The sequence below is a fragment of the uncultured Flavobacterium sp. genome, from assembly GCF_963925185.1.
Taxonomy (GTDB): Bacteria; Bacteroidota; Bacteroidia; order Flavobacteriales; family Flavobacteriaceae; genus Flavobacterium.
In genome coordinates this window covers 33,922-50,441 of the sequence record NZ_CAWURC010000030.1, presented here as the reverse complement: position 1 = coordinate 50,441, position 16,520 = coordinate 33,922, and the positions used below count along the sequence as shown (strand labels likewise).

Sequence of the window (16,520 nt, the reverse complement as noted above, 5' to 3'; positions counted from 1 at the left end):
ATGAAAAATATATTTAAATCGTTCAAAAATTTCCCTAAAAGGGTATTAATTGTACTTGTTTTAGTAATGGGATCTATGCTGTCTTCGTGTAATAACGACATTATTGAGCTAGAACCATTTACTAGTGTATCTGAGACCTCAGCGTTTTCGACTCCTTCCTTAATTGAATTAAGCGTGAATGGGATGTATAATGCAGCTGCAATAGGATTGTATAATGGTTCCGGCAGGGGTTATCCTTTTGGAGCCGCTCATGTTCAACAAGGGGACAATAGAGGTGAAGATGTAGTGAATACAGCTACATTCTATCAATTAACCTATACCGCTACTTACTCTACAACGACTGCGAATAATGTTTATATGTGGTTAGACACGTATCGTTTAATCAATAGAAGTAACATCATTATTGATGGAGTTACCAAAGCCGTTGCAAATGGTACAATTACAGCAGCAGTAGGAGATGATTATATAGGTCAAGCATTGTATTTTAGAGCAATTGCACATATGGAATTATTAATCCATTTTGCAAAACCATATAAATTTACAACTGGTGCGACACATGAAGGCGTTCCTTACAGAGCACTTCCTTATACTACCCAAGATAATGTTGACATAGGGACACTACAGGGAAGAAACTCGGTTAAAGATTGTTATGATTTAATTGTCAAAGATTTAAATGACGCAGAGGCTAAACTATTACCTAAATCATCGATTACAAGGGCCAGTAAAGAAGCTGCGATCGCAATGAAAACTAGGGCATTCTTGAATATGGGAGATTGGGACAAAGTAATTACTGAAGGATTAAAGTTAACTGGATTTAGCTTAACACCTTCCCCTAACGGACCTTTTGATAATAGTTATAGTAATACAGAATCCATTTTTTCTATGGCAATGTCAGCTACTAATAACCCTGGTGTAAATGCTGCTTTAGCATCACAATACAAAAGACGTAAATTAGTATGTATGAGTCCAATTATTTGGAGAGATTCTGAGTGGTTAGTAGATGATAAACGCAGAACTGACGGCGAGTTAATATTTAAGAGTGGAAGTGTTATATATACAAACAAGTATAAAGATGATGTAAACTATACAGATGCCTCTCCAATTATTCGATATGCGGAAGTGCTGTTAAATATGTCTGAAGCTTATGCCCGTAAATCTACTCCAGATTTAACCAATGCTTTAGCTAAGTTAAATTTAGTAAGAAATAGATCATTAGCCAGCCCTAGTACTCAAGCTTACACATCTGGTGTTTTAAGCACTCCAACGCTAATGGTAAATGCCATTCTTAAAGAGCGTAGAATCGAATTTGTTATGGAAGGTTTAAGATGGGGAGACATTCACCGTTTACAACACGAAACGATTGGAGGTGTCTCTGGCATCCCCGCTAAATTAGCTAACGGAACTCCATCGGCAGCTTCTTTTACTCTAGGAACTCCTTATTCTGGAGCATTAGGAACAACTGCTGTTCCTTATTCAGATTATAGATTTTTATGGCCAATACCTCAAGTAGAGGTAGATGCTAACCCTACCCTAGCGGCAGTACAAAACCCAGGTTATTAATCATTTAACATTATAATCTAATATTATTTAAACCACCTCAAACGAGGTGGTTTTTTTATATCTTTGCGCCATGGAAAAAGAACATCTAATATTCGGAATACGAGCCATTATTGAGGCCATACAAGCAGGAAAGGAAGTCGATAAAGTATTCATTCAAAAGGAAATTTCCGGCGAATTAATGAAGGATTTGATGAAAGTGATGAAACGTGCCAACGTGAATTTTTCCTATGTTCCTGTCGAAAAACTAAATCGATTAACTCCTAATAACCATCAAGGTGCTGTAGCCTCTATTTCACCTATTGGATTCTTAGACTTAGAGCATTTAGTAGAGGCTACGGTAGAATCCGGGAAAGTGCCTTTGTTTTTGATATTAGATCAAATATCGGATGCGCGTAATTTTGGTGCTATTATTAGAACTGCAGAATGTACTGGTGTAAATGGAATTATTGTTCAAAAAGCGGGTTCAGCACCAGTAAATGGTGACACCGTAAAAACTTCGGCTGGAGCAGTATTTAATGTGCCTATTTGCAAAGTAGAGCATATCAAAGACGCCATTTTTTACCTACAAGGTTCCGGAATAAAAACAGTTGCCGCTACCGAAAAAACAGACCAAAACATCTATGATGTTGATTTAAAAGAAGGAGTCGCCATAATTATGGGTTCCGAGGATAGAGGAATCAATCCTTCGGTTCTTAAAATCGTCGATGAAAAAGCAAAATTACCCATGTTCGGAACCATAGGTTCGCTCAATGTTTCTGTAGCTTGTGGTGCCTTTTTATATGAAGTGGTGAGGCAGAGAAGTTAATTGTAGATTTCAGAGTTCAATAAATATAGAAAATGAATTAGAGTTCTGGTTCCTTTTTTTTGTTTTCTACAATCTCATAATTTACAGGAAATCCAGAGGAATAATACTTAAGTAAATCTTCTTCAATCTCAATTATTGGAATATTCACAAAATTTCCATCTTCGTTAAAACGCCGCATAAACTTATCTTCCTGAGGGTTGAAATCAGGATGCTCCCAATCGTATTTGATAATTTTTTTATATTCGGGTGTTTTGTAGATTACGGACAATACAAAACCCGTAATTAATCCGGACAAATGTCCTTCCCAAGAAATTTGATTATCTCTTCCCATGGTATCGGGATTAGGAAAAACATACCAAACTAAGCCGCCATAAACCAAGACCACAGCCAATGATAAAGCAACCAATCGATAATACTTGGTTTGAATTCCTTTGAAAAAGATAAAACTAACCAAAACGTAAATTAAACTACTGGCTCCAATGTGATAGCTCCCCCTGCCAATTAGCCAAGTTATTACTCCCGAAAGTAAAATTCCGTAGCCTATAACTGCCATCGATTGTTTAGCATAAAAATAGCGTAAGGCAGCCAACAAAATCAACAACGGGATTGAATTGTTGTACAAATGATCCATATTAGAATGAATAAATGGACTGAAAACCACTCCTTGCAAGCCCGAAAATGTCCTGGGATAAATTCCGTTTTGGACAAAATCGTAACCAGACCGAACTTCTAGCCAATACACGAACCATAAAAACCAAACAAAGAATAGCGGAAGCGCTAATACGGAATTGGTGTATTTGAAATTGTTATCGTTCATTGAGGGGGTATCAGTTGTCGGTTATATAAATCAAAAATTTAACCAAAAGCAATTTAGTGCTATTTTGTCATATTTAGAAAAAGTATTGGAAATAAACAATTCCCTAGCCCAGATTGAAACGGCATCCTTTTGGGTCGGGGTTCGACCCAAAAGATAAAGTGTAAAGCTGGATTAGCTTCAAATAAAAATAGTATTTTTACAAAAAGATAATTTAGATTTCAGATTTTAAAAAATAAATGGAAGCACCATTAGCAGAGCGCATTCGTCCACAAAAACTGGAAGAATATATAAGTCAGTCCCATTTAGTAGGGCCAAACGGATCGTTGACACAACAAATTGCGAAAGGAATTATTCCTTCATTGATCTTTTGGGGGCCTCCAGGAACGGGAAAAACAACTTTGGCGCAAATCATTGCACAAGAATCGAAACGTCCTTTTTATATTTTGAGCGCGATTAATTCGGGAGTAAAGGATATTCGTGACGTGATTGAAAAAGCTAAGCAAAGTGGCGGACTTTTTACCACAAAAAATCCGATTCTTTTTATAGACGAGATTCATCGTTTTAGCAAATCACAACAGGATTCTTTATTAGCTGCTGTCGAAAAAGGTTGGATAACATTAATTGGCGCCACAACCGAAAATCCAAGTTTTGAAGTGATTCCCGCTTTATTGTCACGATGCCAAGTGTATGTTTTGAATGCTTTTACCAAAGAAGATTTAGAAACTTTATTGCACCGCGCCCTTAAAACTGATGTCTTTTTAGCAACGAAAAATATTACCCTAACCGAAACTGAAGCCTTATTACGACTTTCTGGAGGGGATGGACGCAAGTTGTTAAATATTTTTGAATTAGTCGTAAACGCTTCGGATGAAGATGAAATTTCAATCACTAACGATCGTGTTTTTGAACTTGTACAGCAAAACACGGTATTGTATGACAAAAGTGGCGAACAGCATTACGATATTGTTTCGGCATTCATAAAATCAATCCGGGGCAGTGATCCGAATGGTGCCGTATATTGGCTTGCAAGAATGATAGAAGGGGGAGAGGACGTAAAATTTATTGCCCGACGCATGCTAATTTTGTCCAGCGAAGATATAGGAAATGCAAATCCTACCGCTTTTATTATGGCAAACAACACATTCCAAGCTGTAGCCACTATTGGCTATCCTGAAAGCAGAATTATTTTGAGTCAATGTGCCATTTATTTGGCAACTTCGGCTAAAAGCAATGCATCTTATTTAGCTATTGGAACCGCACAGCAATTGGTTAAACAAACTGGCGATTTGCCGATTCCCATTCATTTAAGAAATGCTCCCACAAAATTAATGAAGGAATTGGGTTATGGTGACGAATATAAATATTCTCACGATTTTGCCAATAATTTTGCCGAGCAAGAATTTCTACCTGATGCTATAAAAGAAACGGTTCTTTATAACCCAGGAAATAATTCTAGAGAGAATAGCACGAGAGATTTTTTAAAAAATCGTTGGAAAAGTAAGTATGGTTATTAAATCAGAATTTAACCTCAATTTTTTCAGAAATTAACTGATCATTTTGGTAATGTTCAAAAAACCAATGATTTTCTTTAGAAACCAAAACCCCCTGAACACTTCCTTTTATTGCCATAAAACTGGCAGAATTAGAAGTTTTATATACTTTCATAACAACTTTTGGCTCTTTATCAATCAACTGATAGCCATACGATGTAGGTTGAGCGTAAAGCAGATCAGCACTTTTGTTTTCAACCATTACCGTTTTATTTACCTCTTTTTCACTAACAACAACGGGAACATACTCTGCAGGAACTGTTGCTGCCACTGGAACCACTGCCATCGGAACCGTCTCGGAAACTGATGGAGTAACTACTGGCGATTTTATCTTGTTTGTATTACCGTTGTATTTATAATTTAAGTCATAAACCGATTTAAAAGCTTCATTTAATGCCTCTGAATAGGCTAATCCCCATTCTTTTTCTTTGCTTTTACCAATTTCAGATTGAAAAATAATTGCACCATAACAATCTCTAAAAGCAATACGAAGTTTAGTTATCAAGAAGGCATTTTCCTTTATCACGTCAACATATAACATGCTGCATCTATCATTGAATTCCGCAGGCATTGTTTCATTGGCATAAAAAGCCCGAAACCCAGCTTTATCTAAATTGAATTTAGTTATCGTCTGAAGTCTATATTGATTATCCGTTTTTAGAAAATCATATTTCATTGGAATTATCACTGCTTTATAATCGTTAACCGATTGCGAAAAACTGTAACTTGCAATAAGAAGAAACAATATCAGGAATTTTTTTTTCATGACTAAAGGTATTTTTTAAGTTCTAATAAATGGTTTATTTGTTTAATGTTTTCTGACACTTGTTCATTACTTTCGGTAAACAATATGGCGTCTAATCCCGCATCTAAAGCTCCTTGAACATCTGCTTCAATACAATCTCCAATCATAATGCTGTTTTCTTTTTTGGCATTGGCCAAATCTAGAGCGTATTCAAAAATAAGAGAATTTGGCTTTTTGACTCCAGCCATTTCAGAATTTGTAATGGTTTTAAAGTACTGCGAAATATACGAATTGTTCATCTTATTTCCCTGAATTTCTGCAAAACCATTGGTTATAATATGCAAGTTGTATTTAGGTTTTAAATAGTCTAAAATTTCAATCGTTCCTTCAAATAAATGATTGTATTTTGGCAAATGGACAAGATATTGTTCCGACAAAAATACGATTGTATCATCGTCAATTACGAATTCCATCAAGTCAAAAGTATCTTTCAATCTTCCAAAACGCAGTTCTTTTTGGGTGATTTCATCCTTTCGATACTTTTCCCAATACTCCCTGTTTATGGGCACATAAAATTGGAGAAAGTTCGTCATATCTACAGCTATATCTTGGGTTTTAAAAATGTTTTCAAAAGCCAAAGCCGAGTTCTTTTCGAAATCCCAAAGGGTGTGATCCAAATCGAAAAACACGTCTGTTATATTTATATTCGTTGCTTTCATTTATTAAAAAATTCCGTCATCATTAAAACTGTAATATCCATTTTCGGCAATAATAATATGATCCATCACATTGATATCCATATTTTGTCCCGCTGCTTTTAATTTTTTGGTTATTTGCTTGTCGGCATCGCTGGGGATCAAAGTTCCAGAAGGATGATTGTGACACAAAATTAGTCCAGTAGCGCCCAATTCGAGAGCGGTTTTAAAAACCAATCTCACATCGACGATAGTTCCGGTAATCCCTCCTTTTCCCTGTTGGGATTTAGAAAGCACTTTATTCGAATTGTTTAAATACAAAACCCAAAATTCTTCGTGTGGCAGTTCGCCAATAATGGGCTGCATTATTTCGAAAATCATTTTACTGGAAGTGATTTTTTTCAATTCGACTGCCTCTTCTCCCCTTCTTCGTCTTCCTAATTCCATCGCGGCAATTATCGAAATGGCCTTGGCCTCTCCTATTCCCTTGAAGTTCATTAACTGCTGAAGAGTTAATTTTCCCAAGGCATTCAAATTATTGTCGACACTCGACAAAATCCTTTTGCTCAATCCCACCGCCGATTCATTGCGGCTTCCAGAACCAATCAAAATGGCAATCAACTCGGCATCGCTCAAAATACTTTTGCCCTTGAGCATCAACTTTTCGCGAGGCTTATCGTCTTCGTGCCAATTCGTTATCGGAAAATTATTTTGTTCCATTTATTATTATTTCATCAATTCTTTTACCTCATCAAAATTCAATCCACCGTAATTTCCTGAACTCATCAACAACAAGGCCGAGTTTTCAAAATTGAGATTGAAAAGATAGTCTTTAAAATCTTTTGGATTGGTATAAATAATTAAATCTTTTCGGTTGAATGCGCTCGCAATTTGTTCATAAGTAACTTCTTCGAGTTGTTTAATTTTTACTGCATCCGGAGAATAGAAAACCACAGCTACATCGGCATATTCTAATGCTCCTTCATATTCTTTTAGGAACTCGGCATTTAAACTGCTATAGGTATGTAATTCTAAACAGGCAACTAAAGTTCGATTTGGATATTGTTCTTTTACAGCTTTTGTCGTCGCAGCAACCTTACTCGGTGAATGCGCAAAATCTTTATAGGCAACTTTAGTTTTACTTTCTGCAATTTTCTCCAAGCGTTTGGAGGCCCCTTTGAAACTGGCAATGGCTTCAAAGAAATCGGCTTCGTCAACGCCCATATTTTGGCAGATCCATTTGGCTCCAGCCAAATTATTCAGGTTATGCGCTCCAAAAACCTCGATAGGCATAGCGCCTTCGGGAGTTTCCAGCAAGGTAACACCGTCTTTCACTTCGTATTTTGGCGTAGTATAAGGAATTTTTCGAATGGGATTCAAAGCTACTTCGGCAACGCGACGTACTTCAGAATCTTCTTCATTATAAACCAAGATTCCGCCATTCGTAATTTTATCAATGAAAATTTCGAATTGTTCTACATAGAAATCATAGGTTGGAAAAACATTGATATGATCCCAAGCTATCCCAGAAATAAGCGCAATATTCGGTTGGTACAAATGAAACTTTGGTCTTCTATCTATTGGCGAAGATAGATATTCGTCACCTTCAAGTACAATAAAATCATTCTCTTCGGTAAGGTGGACCATTGTTTCAAACCCTTCTAATTGTGCACCCACCATATAATCAACTTCGATATTATGAAAATGCATCACGTGTAAAATCATCGAAGTAATCGTGGTTTTTCCGTGAGAACCACCAACAACCACACGCGTTTTGTTTTTGGATTGTTCGTACAAAAATTCAGGATAGGAATATATTTTCAATCCCAATTCTTGCGCCTTCAACAATTCGGGATTGTCTGATTTGGCGTGCATCCCTAAGATTACAGCTTCGATGTCTTGAGTGATTTTTTCAGGAAACCATCCTAATTCTGCAGGCAAAATTCCTTTTTTATCCAATCGGCTTTTTGATGGTTCAAAAATAGCATCATCACTTCCGGTAACTTTGTACCCTTTGTTGTGTAACGCCAAAGCTAGATTGTGCATCGCGCTTCCGCCAATGGCAATAAAATGAGTTTTCATGTTTGTTTATATTTTAATTTTTGCCGCTTTTTCAGGCTGATTCATCTTGTTTATGTACAAATTTGTCAGCATTTGCGAACCTTTTTTTGTGCTCCCTGCTGCAATTGCTTTTTTATATTGTACTTCTGCAGAGGAATATCTTTTGAAATATTCTTCAATTTGTCCTTTGGATAAATACCCGTCAACAGGCGACAACTTATACAATTCATTTGAATGTTTTAGCGCTTTCGATTCGCTTCCACCAATGATTGAAGGAATTTGCAGGTACAACATAACTAATGCCCAATGAGCTTCGATATGTTTAGGATTGAGCGTTATTGCTTTTTCAAACGACTCTTTCACTTCGCCAATCATTCCAAGCGCCCTGAATTTGTTGACTTCCTTTGCTTTCATCCCAAGAGAACCACCGTATTTATAATAATAATTGGCTTCTGAAGGTTTCATTTGTTTTAGTTTTCGATAATACCCAATGGCTTTATCCCAAGATTTATCATGACCTGCAATGTCCCCTAAATATTCGATTGCTTTTAGATTGGAAGGGTTTTCTTTTAAATAATTTTCAAGAATCGGCTGGGCTTGTTCATATTTTCCGTCTCTGAATAATTTCTCCCCTTTTTCAAAATTAGTTTGAGAAAAAATTAGTGACGGTAATAATACTAAAAAGAATATAAGTCGTTTCATTCTCCAAAAATAAAGAATTTTTAAAAGAATTGACCTATTTATTCAGGGATAAAAACAACCTAAATCATAATACAAAATAAACATTACCATAACATGAAGCACTTAGTTTTGTCAAAACTGATTATGAAAAGAAAAAGAAAAATACCTTTAGTTGTAATAAGCGATGTGCATTTAGGAACCTACGGTTGCCACGCCACTGAATTACTTCAATACCTCAAATCTATCCAGCCTAAAACTTTAGTCTTAAACGGTGACATAATTGATATGTGGAGTTTTAGCAAGCACTATTTTCCTATTGCCCACATGAATGTTTTGAGGCAAATAATAAAAATGTCGAATCAAGGAACTCGTGTCATTTACATTACCGGAAATCACGATGAAGCTTTGAGAAAATATTCCGATTTTATTCTGGGAAATTTTGAATTGGTCGATAAATTAATATTGAATTTAGACGGCAAAAAAACCTGGATTTTCCATGGTGACGTATTCGATTCTTCGACACAAGGTTATGCAAAAATAATAGCCAAACTTGGCGGAAAAGGCTACGACCTATTGATATTGTTAAATAGTTTCATCAATTGGGTTTTGGTTCTTTTAGGGAAAGAGAAACGAAGCTTTTCTAAAATGATTAAAGACAGCGTAAAAAAAGCGGTTTCATTTGTTTCGAATTTTGAAACTACAGCCGCAGAAATTGCCATCCAAAAAAAATACAGCTACGTGGTTTGCGGACACATACATAAACCCCAAATGAAGGAAGTAAAGAATGATCACGGAAAAGTCCTGTATTTAAATAGTGGTGATTGGATTGAAAACCTTACTGCATTAGAATACAAAAAAGAAAAATGGTCGATTTACCGATACAAAAAATCAGACTATTTACAGCACGAAAACCAAGAGGACAAAATAATCAATGACATTGTTGACAAAATTTTATCTTAAAAATAATTAAAAAAAGTAGCTATCAGTTAATCAAAAAAAAATGAAAATATTTTACGCCATACAAGCCACCGGCAACGGACACATTAGCAGAGCTATGCAATTGTTTCCTTATTTAAAAAAATTTGGAACAGTAGATTTCTTTTTGAGTGGCAACAATGCCAGTCTAAATGCTGATTTACCTGTAAAATTCAAAAGCTATGGTTGCAGTTTGCATTACTCTAAATGTGGAGGATTGAATTATTGGGATATTGCCAAAAACGTTCGGCCTATCCAAATGTATAAGGACGCAAAATCATTGCCACTGAAAGATTATGACGTAGTCATAAACGATTTTGACTCCATCACTTCACTTGCGTGTAAAGTGCAAAAAATACATTCTGTACAGTTTGGACATCAAGCCAGTTTTGTTTCAGATGCTACTCCAAGGCCCGAAAAAAAGAGTATTATGGGCGAAATGATTCTTAAACATTATGCGCCTTCCGAGAAGCATATTGGATTGCACTTTGAAAAATACGATTCCTTTATTCATCCTCCAATTATCAAAGATGAAATACTGAATTCAAATCCAAAAAACTTAAAACACATCACTGTTTATCTACCTTCTTTTCAACAAGATTGTCTAGAAAAAGCATTCGGAAAACACAAATACATTGAATTTCATTGGTTTTTGAATGATGTAAAATCAAAATATACAGTTGGAAATATCACCTATTTTCCAGTAAATCAAAGTGATTTTAATGAAAGCTTGATCAACTGTCATGGAATTATTACGGGTGGCGGATTTGAAACTCCAGCCGAAGCATTATATCTTGGCAAAAAGATACTCAGTATTCCAATTCGCAAACATTATGAACAAGAATGTAACGCTGCCGCATTAAAAAAATTGGGTGTTCCGGTGGTTTATGAAGTTGGTGATAACTTTGACTTTATTATAGAAAATTGGCTGAATACGGAAGTGAAAAAGCCATCTATTCAAGCCAATAACATTAATGAAACCTTGCAGTATTTATTTGATACTTACAATAATAAATAGTTCCAATACATTTAAAAGTACAAAAAAAGGGTTCTATTTCTAGAACCCTTTTTGGTATATAAAATATCACTATTTAATCATTCAGCATTTTCCAAAGTTTGTCTTTTAACTCCGATAAACCTTGTTGAGCAACAGATGAAATAAACATATAAGGAATATCTTTAAATTCCTTATCTAATTCTACCTTCAATTCCGCCTTGAGTTCATCATCGAGCATATCGCATTTTGAAATCACCAATAAACGCTCTTTGTCAAGCATTTCAGGATTGTATTTCGTTAATTCATTTACAAGGATATCATATTCGGCTTTAATATCTGGAGTGTCAACAGGAACTAAAAATAACAAAGTAGAATTACGCTCAATGTGTCTCAGGAAATAATGTCCCAATCCTTTTCCCTCTGCAGCCCCTTCGATAATTCCTGGAATATCTGCAATTACAAAGGATTGAAAATCACGATACGCTACGATTCCAAGATTTGGTTTTAAGGTTGTAAACGGATAATCGGCAATCTTCGGTTTAGCAGAAGTCAAAACCGATAATAAAGTTGATTTTCCGGCATTTGGAAAACCTACTAAACCAACATCCGCCAAAACCTTTAATTCTAAAACAACGTCCATTTCTACTCCAGGCAAACCCGGCTGAGAATACCTTGGTGTTTGATTTGTAGAACTCCTAAAATGCCAGTTCCCAAGCCCTCCTTTTCCACCACGAGAAAGAATTTGTTTTTCACCGTTTTCCGTAATTTCGAATAAAGTTTCTCCAGTTTCTTTGTCTTTAACAACTGTTCCTAGTGGAACTTCGATAAATTTATCATCGCCATCTGCGCCTGTACTTCGGTCACCGCCCCCATCACCACCGTGACCGGCTTTGATATGACGTGCAAATTTAAGATGGAATAAGGTCCAAAGTCCTTTGTTTCCAACCAAATATACGTGCCCACCACGACCGCCATCACCTCCATCAGGACCGCCCTTTTCAATAAATTTTTCTCTATGTAAATGCGTAGATCCCTTTCCTCCTTTTCCGGATGAAACATATATTTTAACGTAGTCTACAAAATTTCCTTCTGTCATTCTAATTTTAGATTTTAGATCTTAGATTTTAGATTTCAATGCAAAACTGCAGCTGAAACCTGAAAACCGCTACCTGTTTTTAATTTTTCAAGGCTTTCACCATCACTTTATCAATCTTCACGCCATCCATATCAATGACTTCTAATTCAAATTTTTGCCAAACTAATTTTTCTCCTTCTTTTGGAATGTGAGAAAGCTCGGTCGTTATTAATCCACTCACCGTTGTCACATCATAATCATTTATCAACTCGTCCAATTCAAAATAGGTCAAAAAATCGTGCAACGAATAATGCCCGTCAACTAACCAAGTACCATCTTCTCTTTCGATTAAATGAAAGTCATCTTTGTAAAATTCGGATGCATCGCCAACCAACGCTTCCAGTATATCATTCAGGGTTATAATTCCTTGAAAAATTCCATACTCATCAGAAACAAATGCATAATGAATTCCTGATTTTTTAAATTTCTCCAATGCCTTGTATGCGGTAGTATGCTCCATCATAAAGGGCGCTTCTGTCATAATATCGGACAAATTGAAAGTTTCATTTTCAAAATAGGCAAAAATATTTTTCAAATTGACAACCCCAACAATATCATCGTGATTTTCTGCATAAACTGGATAAATCGAATGCAATTCTTTAAGCATGAATTCCCTAACTTGACTTTTATTTGAATGCAGGGGCAACAATATCACCGATTTTCGATGCGTCATTAAGGAGTTTATTTTTCGGTCTCCAATATGAAAAACACGCTCCACAATATCCTGCTCTATCTCCTGAACTTCACCTACTTCGGTTCCTTCCTTGATAATTGCTTTAATTTCTTCCTCGGTAACTTTGCCGTCAGCAGTGGGTTTTATTTTTAGAATGTCTAATAAAAAATCTGTTGAATGCATCAACAACCAAATAAATGGTGCCGTGATAATCGATACCATTTTCATAGGCAAAGCAACAGCTTTCGCAATAGATTCTGGATGATTTAACCCAATTCTTTTGGGTAATAATTCCCCCAAAACCAAAGAAAAAAATGTCAAAATCACTACCACTATCGCAACAGCAATTGAATGAGAAAATGGTTTTAACACTTCAAAAGCGCTAATAAAAATTTCTACATCTGTGGTTATTTTTTCGCCACTGTATATACCTGTAAGTATCCCGATGAGAGTTATTCCAATTTGAACTGTCGACAAAAATTTATTGGGTGAATTAGCTAAATTCAAAGCAACTTGGGCGTTTTTGTTGCCTTTTTTAGCTGAACTTTCCAATCGACTTTTCCTAGCCGAAATCAGTGCAATTTCTGACATAGAAAAAACACCATTCAAGAGAATTAGAAAAAATATGATTAGAATTTCCATAATTGTATTAGAAACGAATTTCCTTTTATAATCTTTCGACTACAGCACTAAGTCGTTCTGTAATTTCGGCAATTGTACCAATCCCATTTACAGGATAAAATTTGTTTTGTTTATTGTAATACTCCATTAAAGGAGCCGTTTTTTCATTGTATTCTTGGTACCGATTCCTTATTTTTACTTGATCTTGATCGTCTGGTCTTCCAGAAGTCTTACCTCTTTCTAATAGTCGTTGGATCAGAATTTCGTCATCGGCCTCAAGTGCAATTGTTGCAGCAACTTCCCAATTTTTGGTGGAAAGAAAAGCATCCAAAGCTTCGGCTTGGGCCAAAGTTCTCGGAAAACCATCAAACAAAAACCCTTTTGTATTCGGATTTTTATTTACTGTATCTTCAAGTATTTTGATTGTCACTTGATCAGGAACTAAATCGCCATTGTCCATATAGCTTTTGGCTAATTTCCCTAATTCTGTTTCATTTTTTATGTTGAATCTAAATATGTCGCCAGTAGAAAGATGGGTCAAATTGTATCTTTCTTTCAAAAATTCGGCCTGAGTTCCTTTTCCTGCACCAGGTTTCCCAAATAAAACAATGTTAATCATTTTTGTAGTTATAAGTTGTAGTTGTGTTATTCGCTTAATTGATATATTTCCGGCAAATTTCTTCCCAATCCATTGTAATCCAATCCAAAACCAACAATAAATTTATTTGGAATTCTGATTCCAATATAATCTATTTTAATTTGTTGTTTGTATGCTTCGGGTTTAAAAAACAAAGTAGCAATCTTAAAATGCTTCACGTTTTGTTTCTTAAATAATTCTTTTAAAGCCACCAAAGTGTTTCCTGTATCAACGATGTCTTCAATAACCACAACAGTTCGTCCAGTTAAATCCTGATCCAAACCTATCAATTGTTTAACGTCATTTGTTGAAGTAATTCCTTCGTACGAAGCCATCTTTATAAAACTCACTTCACAAGAAGATTTGTAATGTTTCATAAAATCAGAAACTACCATAAAGGCACCGTTCAAAACACCTATAAATATTGGTGTTTCATCAGCAAAATCATCCTCTATGAGTGCGGCTAATTTTGCAATGGCAAAATCTATTTCTTGGGCAGAAATAAATGGAACAAAATTTTTATCGTGTAATTGTATCACTTTTTTTAATTTTAAAATAATTGGCAAAGATAGGTATTTCTATACGTTTAAAAAAACCGAATTTGGACTTAAAATATATTTAAACCTTGAAGAAAACAACATCAAAAAAAGAGATTAAAGCAGCTATTATTTAAGGACTTTAATGATATTTAGAAGAAACTCAATTAGCATTTTTCAATTCAACCTTTATGAAGTATCTTTGCCTATAACAAACAACAAAACAATGAACTATTTTTCTTCCGATTTTAAATTGGGGATTCTCGGTGGCGGGCAACTTGGCAAAATGCTGTTATTTGACACTCGAAAATTCGACATTCAAACCTACGTTCTCGATCCGAGCGACGAAGCGCCTTGTAAAATAGCTTGTAATAAATTCTTTCAAGGTGATTTAATGGATTTCCACACCGTTTATACTTTTGGGAAACAAGTCGATGTTTTGACTTTCGAAATAGAATTAGTCAATATCGAAGCATTAGAAAAATTAGAAAACGAAGGTAAAAAAATTTTTCCTTCTCCAAAAACCTTGAAATTGATTCAAAATAAGGGTGTCCAGAAAGACTTTTATAAAAAAAACAACATTCCAACATCTGATTATAAAAGGTTTGATAATTTAAAAAAAATGGTGGTTCAAATTATCGACTCCAAATTAAAATTCCCTTTTGTATGGAAATGCACCCAATTTGGATATGATGGAACCGGAGTCAAAATTATAAGGAAACTTGAAGATTTAGATAATTTGCCCAACGTAGAGTGTATCGCTGAAGAAATGATCAAATTCAAAAACGAATTAGCTGTTATCGTTTGCCGAAGCCCTTCTGGAGAAATCAAAACGTATCCAGTTGTAGAAATGGAATTTCATCCCGAAGCAAACCAAGTGGAATACGTGATTTGTCCGGCACGAATTGACGACAAAGTAGCCGCAAAAGCTAGAGCAATTGCCTTGGATGTTTCCGAAAAATTCAACCATGTGGGACTTTTGGCAGTTGAAATGTTCCAAACTTACGATGATGAAATATTGATAAATGAAGTTGCGCCAAGACCTCACAATTCTGGGCATTATTCCATTGAAGCTAGTTATACATCTCAATTTGAAAATCATTTGCGAGCTATTCTTGATTTACCTCTTGGAAATACCAATAGCAAAGTTGCTGGAATTATGGTAAATTTAGTAGGCGAAGAAGGATTTTCAGGTGATGTAATTTACGAAAAAATAGAGGAAATTATATCCTGGAATGGTGTTACACCACACATTTACGGAAAAAAACAAACACGCCCTTTTCGAAAAATGGGTCACGTCACGATAGTGAATGAAGATATCAATAAAGCTAGAAAAATTGCAGAAGATGTTAAGAATACAATAAGAGTAATCAGTGTTCAGTAATCAGTGTTCAGTCGCAGTTTTGCAACTTTAAACTTTAAATTTTAAACAAAATGAAAGTAGCCGTAATAATGGGAAGCATATCTGATATGCCCGTAATGCAAGAAGCAATCGACATCCTAAAAGGTTTTGATATCGAAATAGAAGTTGATATTGTTTCGGCGCACAGAACACCCGAAAAATTGTTTGATTTTAGCAAAAGTGCCCATACTCGCGGAATTTCTGTAGTAATCGCTGGTGCTGGTGGAGCGGCACATTTGCCAGGAATGGTCGCCTCAATGTCACCACTTCCAGTGATTGGCGTTCCCATAAAATCAAGCAATTCTATTGATGGCTGGGATAGTGTTTTATCTATTTTGCAAATGCCAGGTGGTGTTCCTGTAGCAACTGTTGCTTTAAACGGAGCAAAAAATGCTGGGATTTTAGCGGCACAAATCATCGGAACATCAGACAAATGCGTTTTGGATAAAATCATCTTATACAAAACAGGATTGAAAGAAGCTGTTATTATTGCTTCTGAAAGTATAAAAAAATAAATCGACTACACAATTAAGAAATTAAGGTTCATTAAGAGTTACAACTTAATTTGCTTCATTTCTTAATGGTTTAAAATTAAAAATAAACTACAGGGTTTCAAAAACCTTGCAAAAA

17 protein-coding genes are annotated in these 16,520 nt (G+C 35.4%); 7 read left to right on the top strand and 10 right to left on the bottom strand.

Annotated elements, in window-relative coordinates:
- Positions 1 to 1,560 carry a RagB/SusD family nutrient uptake outer membrane protein gene (locus AABM59_RS06875; protein ID WP_338408239.1) on the top strand — a complete coding sequence of 520 codons (1,560 nt, stop codon included), beginning with the start codon at positions 1 to 3 and terminating at the stop codon, positions 1,558 to 1,560.
- Between the two features lie 70 nt (positions 1,561 to 1,630).
- The gene (rlmB, locus tag AABM59_RS06870) at positions 1,631 to 2,365 is read left to right on the top strand and encodes a 23S rRNA (guanosine(2251)-2'-O)-methyltransferase RlmB (protein WP_338408238.1); all 735 of its coding nucleotides are present in this window, start codon (positions 1,631 to 1,633) and stop codon (positions 2,363 to 2,365) included.
- 37 nt (positions 2,366 to 2,402) lie between these two features.
- Here the strand turns inward: rlmB and AABM59_RS06865 are convergent, their stop codons facing one another.
- Complete coding sequence (locus AABM59_RS06865) at positions 2,403 to 3,182, bottom strand: rhomboid family intramembrane serine protease (protein WP_338408237.1); 780 nt, start codon at positions 3,180 to 3,182, stop codon at positions 2,403 to 2,405.
- A gap of 236 nt (positions 3,183 to 3,418) precedes the next feature.
- Here AABM59_RS06865 and AABM59_RS06860 point away from each other — a divergent pair, with 236 nt between their 5' ends.
- Entirely contained in the window at positions 3,419 to 4,696 is a 1,278-nt protein-coding gene (locus AABM59_RS06860) for a replication-associated recombination protein A (protein ID WP_338408236.1), read from the top strand.
- 1 nt (position 4,697) lies between these two features.
- Here AABM59_RS06860 and AABM59_RS06855 read toward each other — a convergent pair whose 3' ends face one another.
- Genes AABM59_RS06855 through AABM59_RS06835 form a run of 5 tightly spaced genes read right to left on the bottom strand, consistent with a single transcriptional unit; the run spans position 4,698 to position 8,935 of the window.
- Complete coding sequence (locus tag AABM59_RS06855; RefSeq protein WP_338408235.1) at positions 4,698 to 5,498, bottom strand: hypothetical protein; 801 nt, start codon at positions 5,496 to 5,498, stop codon at positions 4,698 to 4,700.
- A gap of 2 nt (positions 5,499 to 5,500) precedes the next feature.
- On the bottom strand, positions 5,501 to 6,196 hold the full coding sequence (locus AABM59_RS06850) for a YjjG family noncanonical pyrimidine nucleotidase (protein ID WP_338408234.1): 696 nt from the start codon (positions 6,194 to 6,196) through the stop codon (positions 5,501 to 5,503).
- 3 nt (positions 6,197 to 6,199) lie between these two features.
- Positions 6,200 to 6,892, bottom strand: coding sequence for a DNA repair protein RadC (gene radC / locus AABM59_RS06845; RefSeq protein ID WP_338408233.1), 693 nt, complete (start codon positions 6,890 to 6,892; stop codon positions 6,200 to 6,202).
- A 6-nt stretch (positions 6,893 to 6,898) separates the two neighbouring features.
- Positions 6,899 to 8,254: a Mur ligase family protein gene (locus AABM59_RS06840; protein WP_338408232.1), complete on the bottom strand. Its 1,356-nt coding sequence runs from the start codon at positions 8,252 to 8,254 to the stop codon at positions 6,899 to 6,901.
- Between the two features lie 6 nt (positions 8,255 to 8,260).
- Positions 8,261 to 8,935 (bottom strand): tetratricopeptide repeat protein, encoded by a 675-nt coding sequence (locus AABM59_RS06835; protein WP_338408231.1) that lies wholly within the window; start codon positions 8,933 to 8,935, stop codon positions 8,261 to 8,263.
- Between the two features lie 123 nt (positions 8,936 to 9,058).
- On the opposite strand from AABM59_RS06835, the gene AABM59_RS06830 reads away from it, so the two are divergent.
- The gene (locus AABM59_RS06830) at positions 9,059 to 9,874 is read left to right on the top strand and encodes a UDP-2,3-diacylglucosamine diphosphatase (protein WP_338408230.1); all 816 of its coding nucleotides are present in this window, start codon (positions 9,059 to 9,061) and stop codon (positions 9,872 to 9,874) included.
- 40 nt (positions 9,875 to 9,914) lie between these two features.
- On the top strand, positions 9,915 to 10,907 hold the full coding sequence (locus tag AABM59_RS06825) for a glycosyltransferase family protein (protein WP_338408229.1): 993 nt from the start codon (positions 9,915 to 9,917) through the stop codon (positions 10,905 to 10,907).
- 73 nt (positions 10,908 to 10,980) lie between these two features.
- Here the strand turns inward: AABM59_RS06825 and obgE are convergent, their stop codons facing one another.
- From obgE to hpt, 4 genes are all read right to left on the bottom strand, one after another.
- Complete coding sequence (obgE, locus tag AABM59_RS06820) at positions 10,981 to 11,982, bottom strand: GTPase ObgE (RefSeq protein ID WP_338408228.1); 1,002 nt, start codon at positions 11,980 to 11,982, stop codon at positions 10,981 to 10,983.
- Between the two features lie 79 nt (positions 11,983 to 12,061).
- Positions 12,062 to 13,336, bottom strand: coding sequence for a hemolysin family protein (locus AABM59_RS06815; RefSeq protein WP_338408227.1), 1,275 nt, complete (start codon positions 13,334 to 13,336; stop codon positions 12,062 to 12,064).
- A 25-nt stretch (positions 13,337 to 13,361) separates the two neighbouring features.
- Positions 13,362 to 13,934, bottom strand: a complete 573-nt coding sequence (locus AABM59_RS06810; protein ID WP_338408226.1) for an adenylate kinase — start codon at positions 13,932 to 13,934, stop codon at positions 13,362 to 13,364.
- 26 nt (positions 13,935 to 13,960) lie between these two features.
- Positions 13,961 to 14,491, bottom strand: a complete 531-nt coding sequence (hpt, locus tag AABM59_RS06805; RefSeq protein WP_338408225.1) for a hypoxanthine phosphoribosyltransferase — start codon at positions 14,489 to 14,491, stop codon at positions 13,961 to 13,963.
- A gap of 223 nt (positions 14,492 to 14,714) precedes the next feature.
- On the opposite strand from hpt, the gene AABM59_RS06800 reads away from it, so the two are divergent.
- Together AABM59_RS06800 and purE are read left to right on the top strand one after the other, a co-directional pair.
- Entirely contained in the window at positions 14,715 to 15,872 is a 1,158-nt protein-coding gene (locus tag AABM59_RS06800; protein ID WP_338408224.1) for a 5-(carboxyamino)imidazole ribonucleotide synthase, read from the top strand.
- A gap of 50 nt (positions 15,873 to 15,922) precedes the next feature.
- The gene (gene purE / locus AABM59_RS06795) at positions 15,923 to 16,405 is read left to right on the top strand and encodes a 5-(carboxyamino)imidazole ribonucleotide mutase (RefSeq protein WP_338408223.1); all 483 of its coding nucleotides are present in this window, start codon (positions 15,923 to 15,925) and stop codon (positions 16,403 to 16,405) included.
- Positions 16,406 to 16,520: the final 115 nt, after the last annotated feature.

Excerpts from the sequence above, each read along its gene's own strand:
- AABM59_RS06875 (WP_338408239.1), top strand. The coding sequence starts at position 1 with ATGAAAAATATATTTAAATCGTTCAAAAATTTCCCTAAAAGGGTATTA.
- rlmB (WP_338408238.1), top strand. The coding sequence starts at position 1,631 with ATGGAAAAAGAACATCTAATATTCGGAATACGAGCCATTATTGAGGCC.
- AABM59_RS06865 (WP_338408237.1), bottom strand. The coding sequence starts at position 3,182 with ATGAACGATAACAATTTCAAATACACCAATTCCGTATTAGCGCTTCCG.
- AABM59_RS06860 (WP_338408236.1), top strand. The coding sequence starts at position 3,419 with ATGGAAGCACCATTAGCAGAGCGCATTCGTCCACAAAAACTGGAAGAA.
- AABM59_RS06855 (WP_338408235.1), bottom strand. The coding sequence starts at position 5,498 with ATGAAAAAAAAATTCCTGATATTGTTTCTTCTTATTGCAAGTTACAGT.
- AABM59_RS06850 (WP_338408234.1), bottom strand. The coding sequence starts at position 6,196 with ATGAAAGCAACGAATATAAATATAACAGACGTGTTTTTCGATTTGGAT.
- radC (WP_338408233.1), bottom strand. The coding sequence starts at position 6,892 with ATGGAACAAAATAATTTTCCGATAACGAATTGGCACGAAGACGATAAG.
- AABM59_RS06840 (WP_338408232.1), bottom strand. The coding sequence starts at position 8,254 with ATGAAAACTCATTTTATTGCCATTGGCGGAAGCGCGATGCACAATCTA.
- AABM59_RS06835 (WP_338408231.1), bottom strand. The coding sequence starts at position 8,935 with ATGAAACGACTTATATTCTTTTTAGTATTATTACCGTCACTAATTTTT.
- AABM59_RS06830 (WP_338408230.1), top strand. The coding sequence starts at position 9,059 with ATGAAAAGAAAAAGAAAAATACCTTTAGTTGTAATAAGCGATGTGCAT.
- AABM59_RS06825 (WP_338408229.1), top strand. The coding sequence starts at position 9,915 with ATGAAAATATTTTACGCCATACAAGCCACCGGCAACGGACACATTAGC.
- obgE (WP_338408228.1), bottom strand. The coding sequence starts at position 11,982 with ATGACAGAAGGAAATTTTGTAGACTACGTTAAAATATATGTTTCATCC.
- AABM59_RS06815 (WP_338408227.1), bottom strand. The coding sequence starts at position 13,336 with ATGGAAATTCTAATCATATTTTTTCTAATTCTCTTGAATGGTGTTTTT.
- AABM59_RS06810 (WP_338408226.1), bottom strand. The coding sequence starts at position 13,934 with ATGATTAACATTGTTTTATTTGGGAAACCTGGTGCAGGAAAAGGAACT.
- AABM59_RS06800 (WP_338408224.1), top strand. The coding sequence starts at position 14,715 with ATGAACTATTTTTCTTCCGATTTTAAATTGGGGATTCTCGGTGGCGGG.
- purE (WP_338408223.1), top strand. The coding sequence starts at position 15,923 with ATGAAAGTAGCCGTAATAATGGGAAGCATATCTGATATGCCCGTAATG.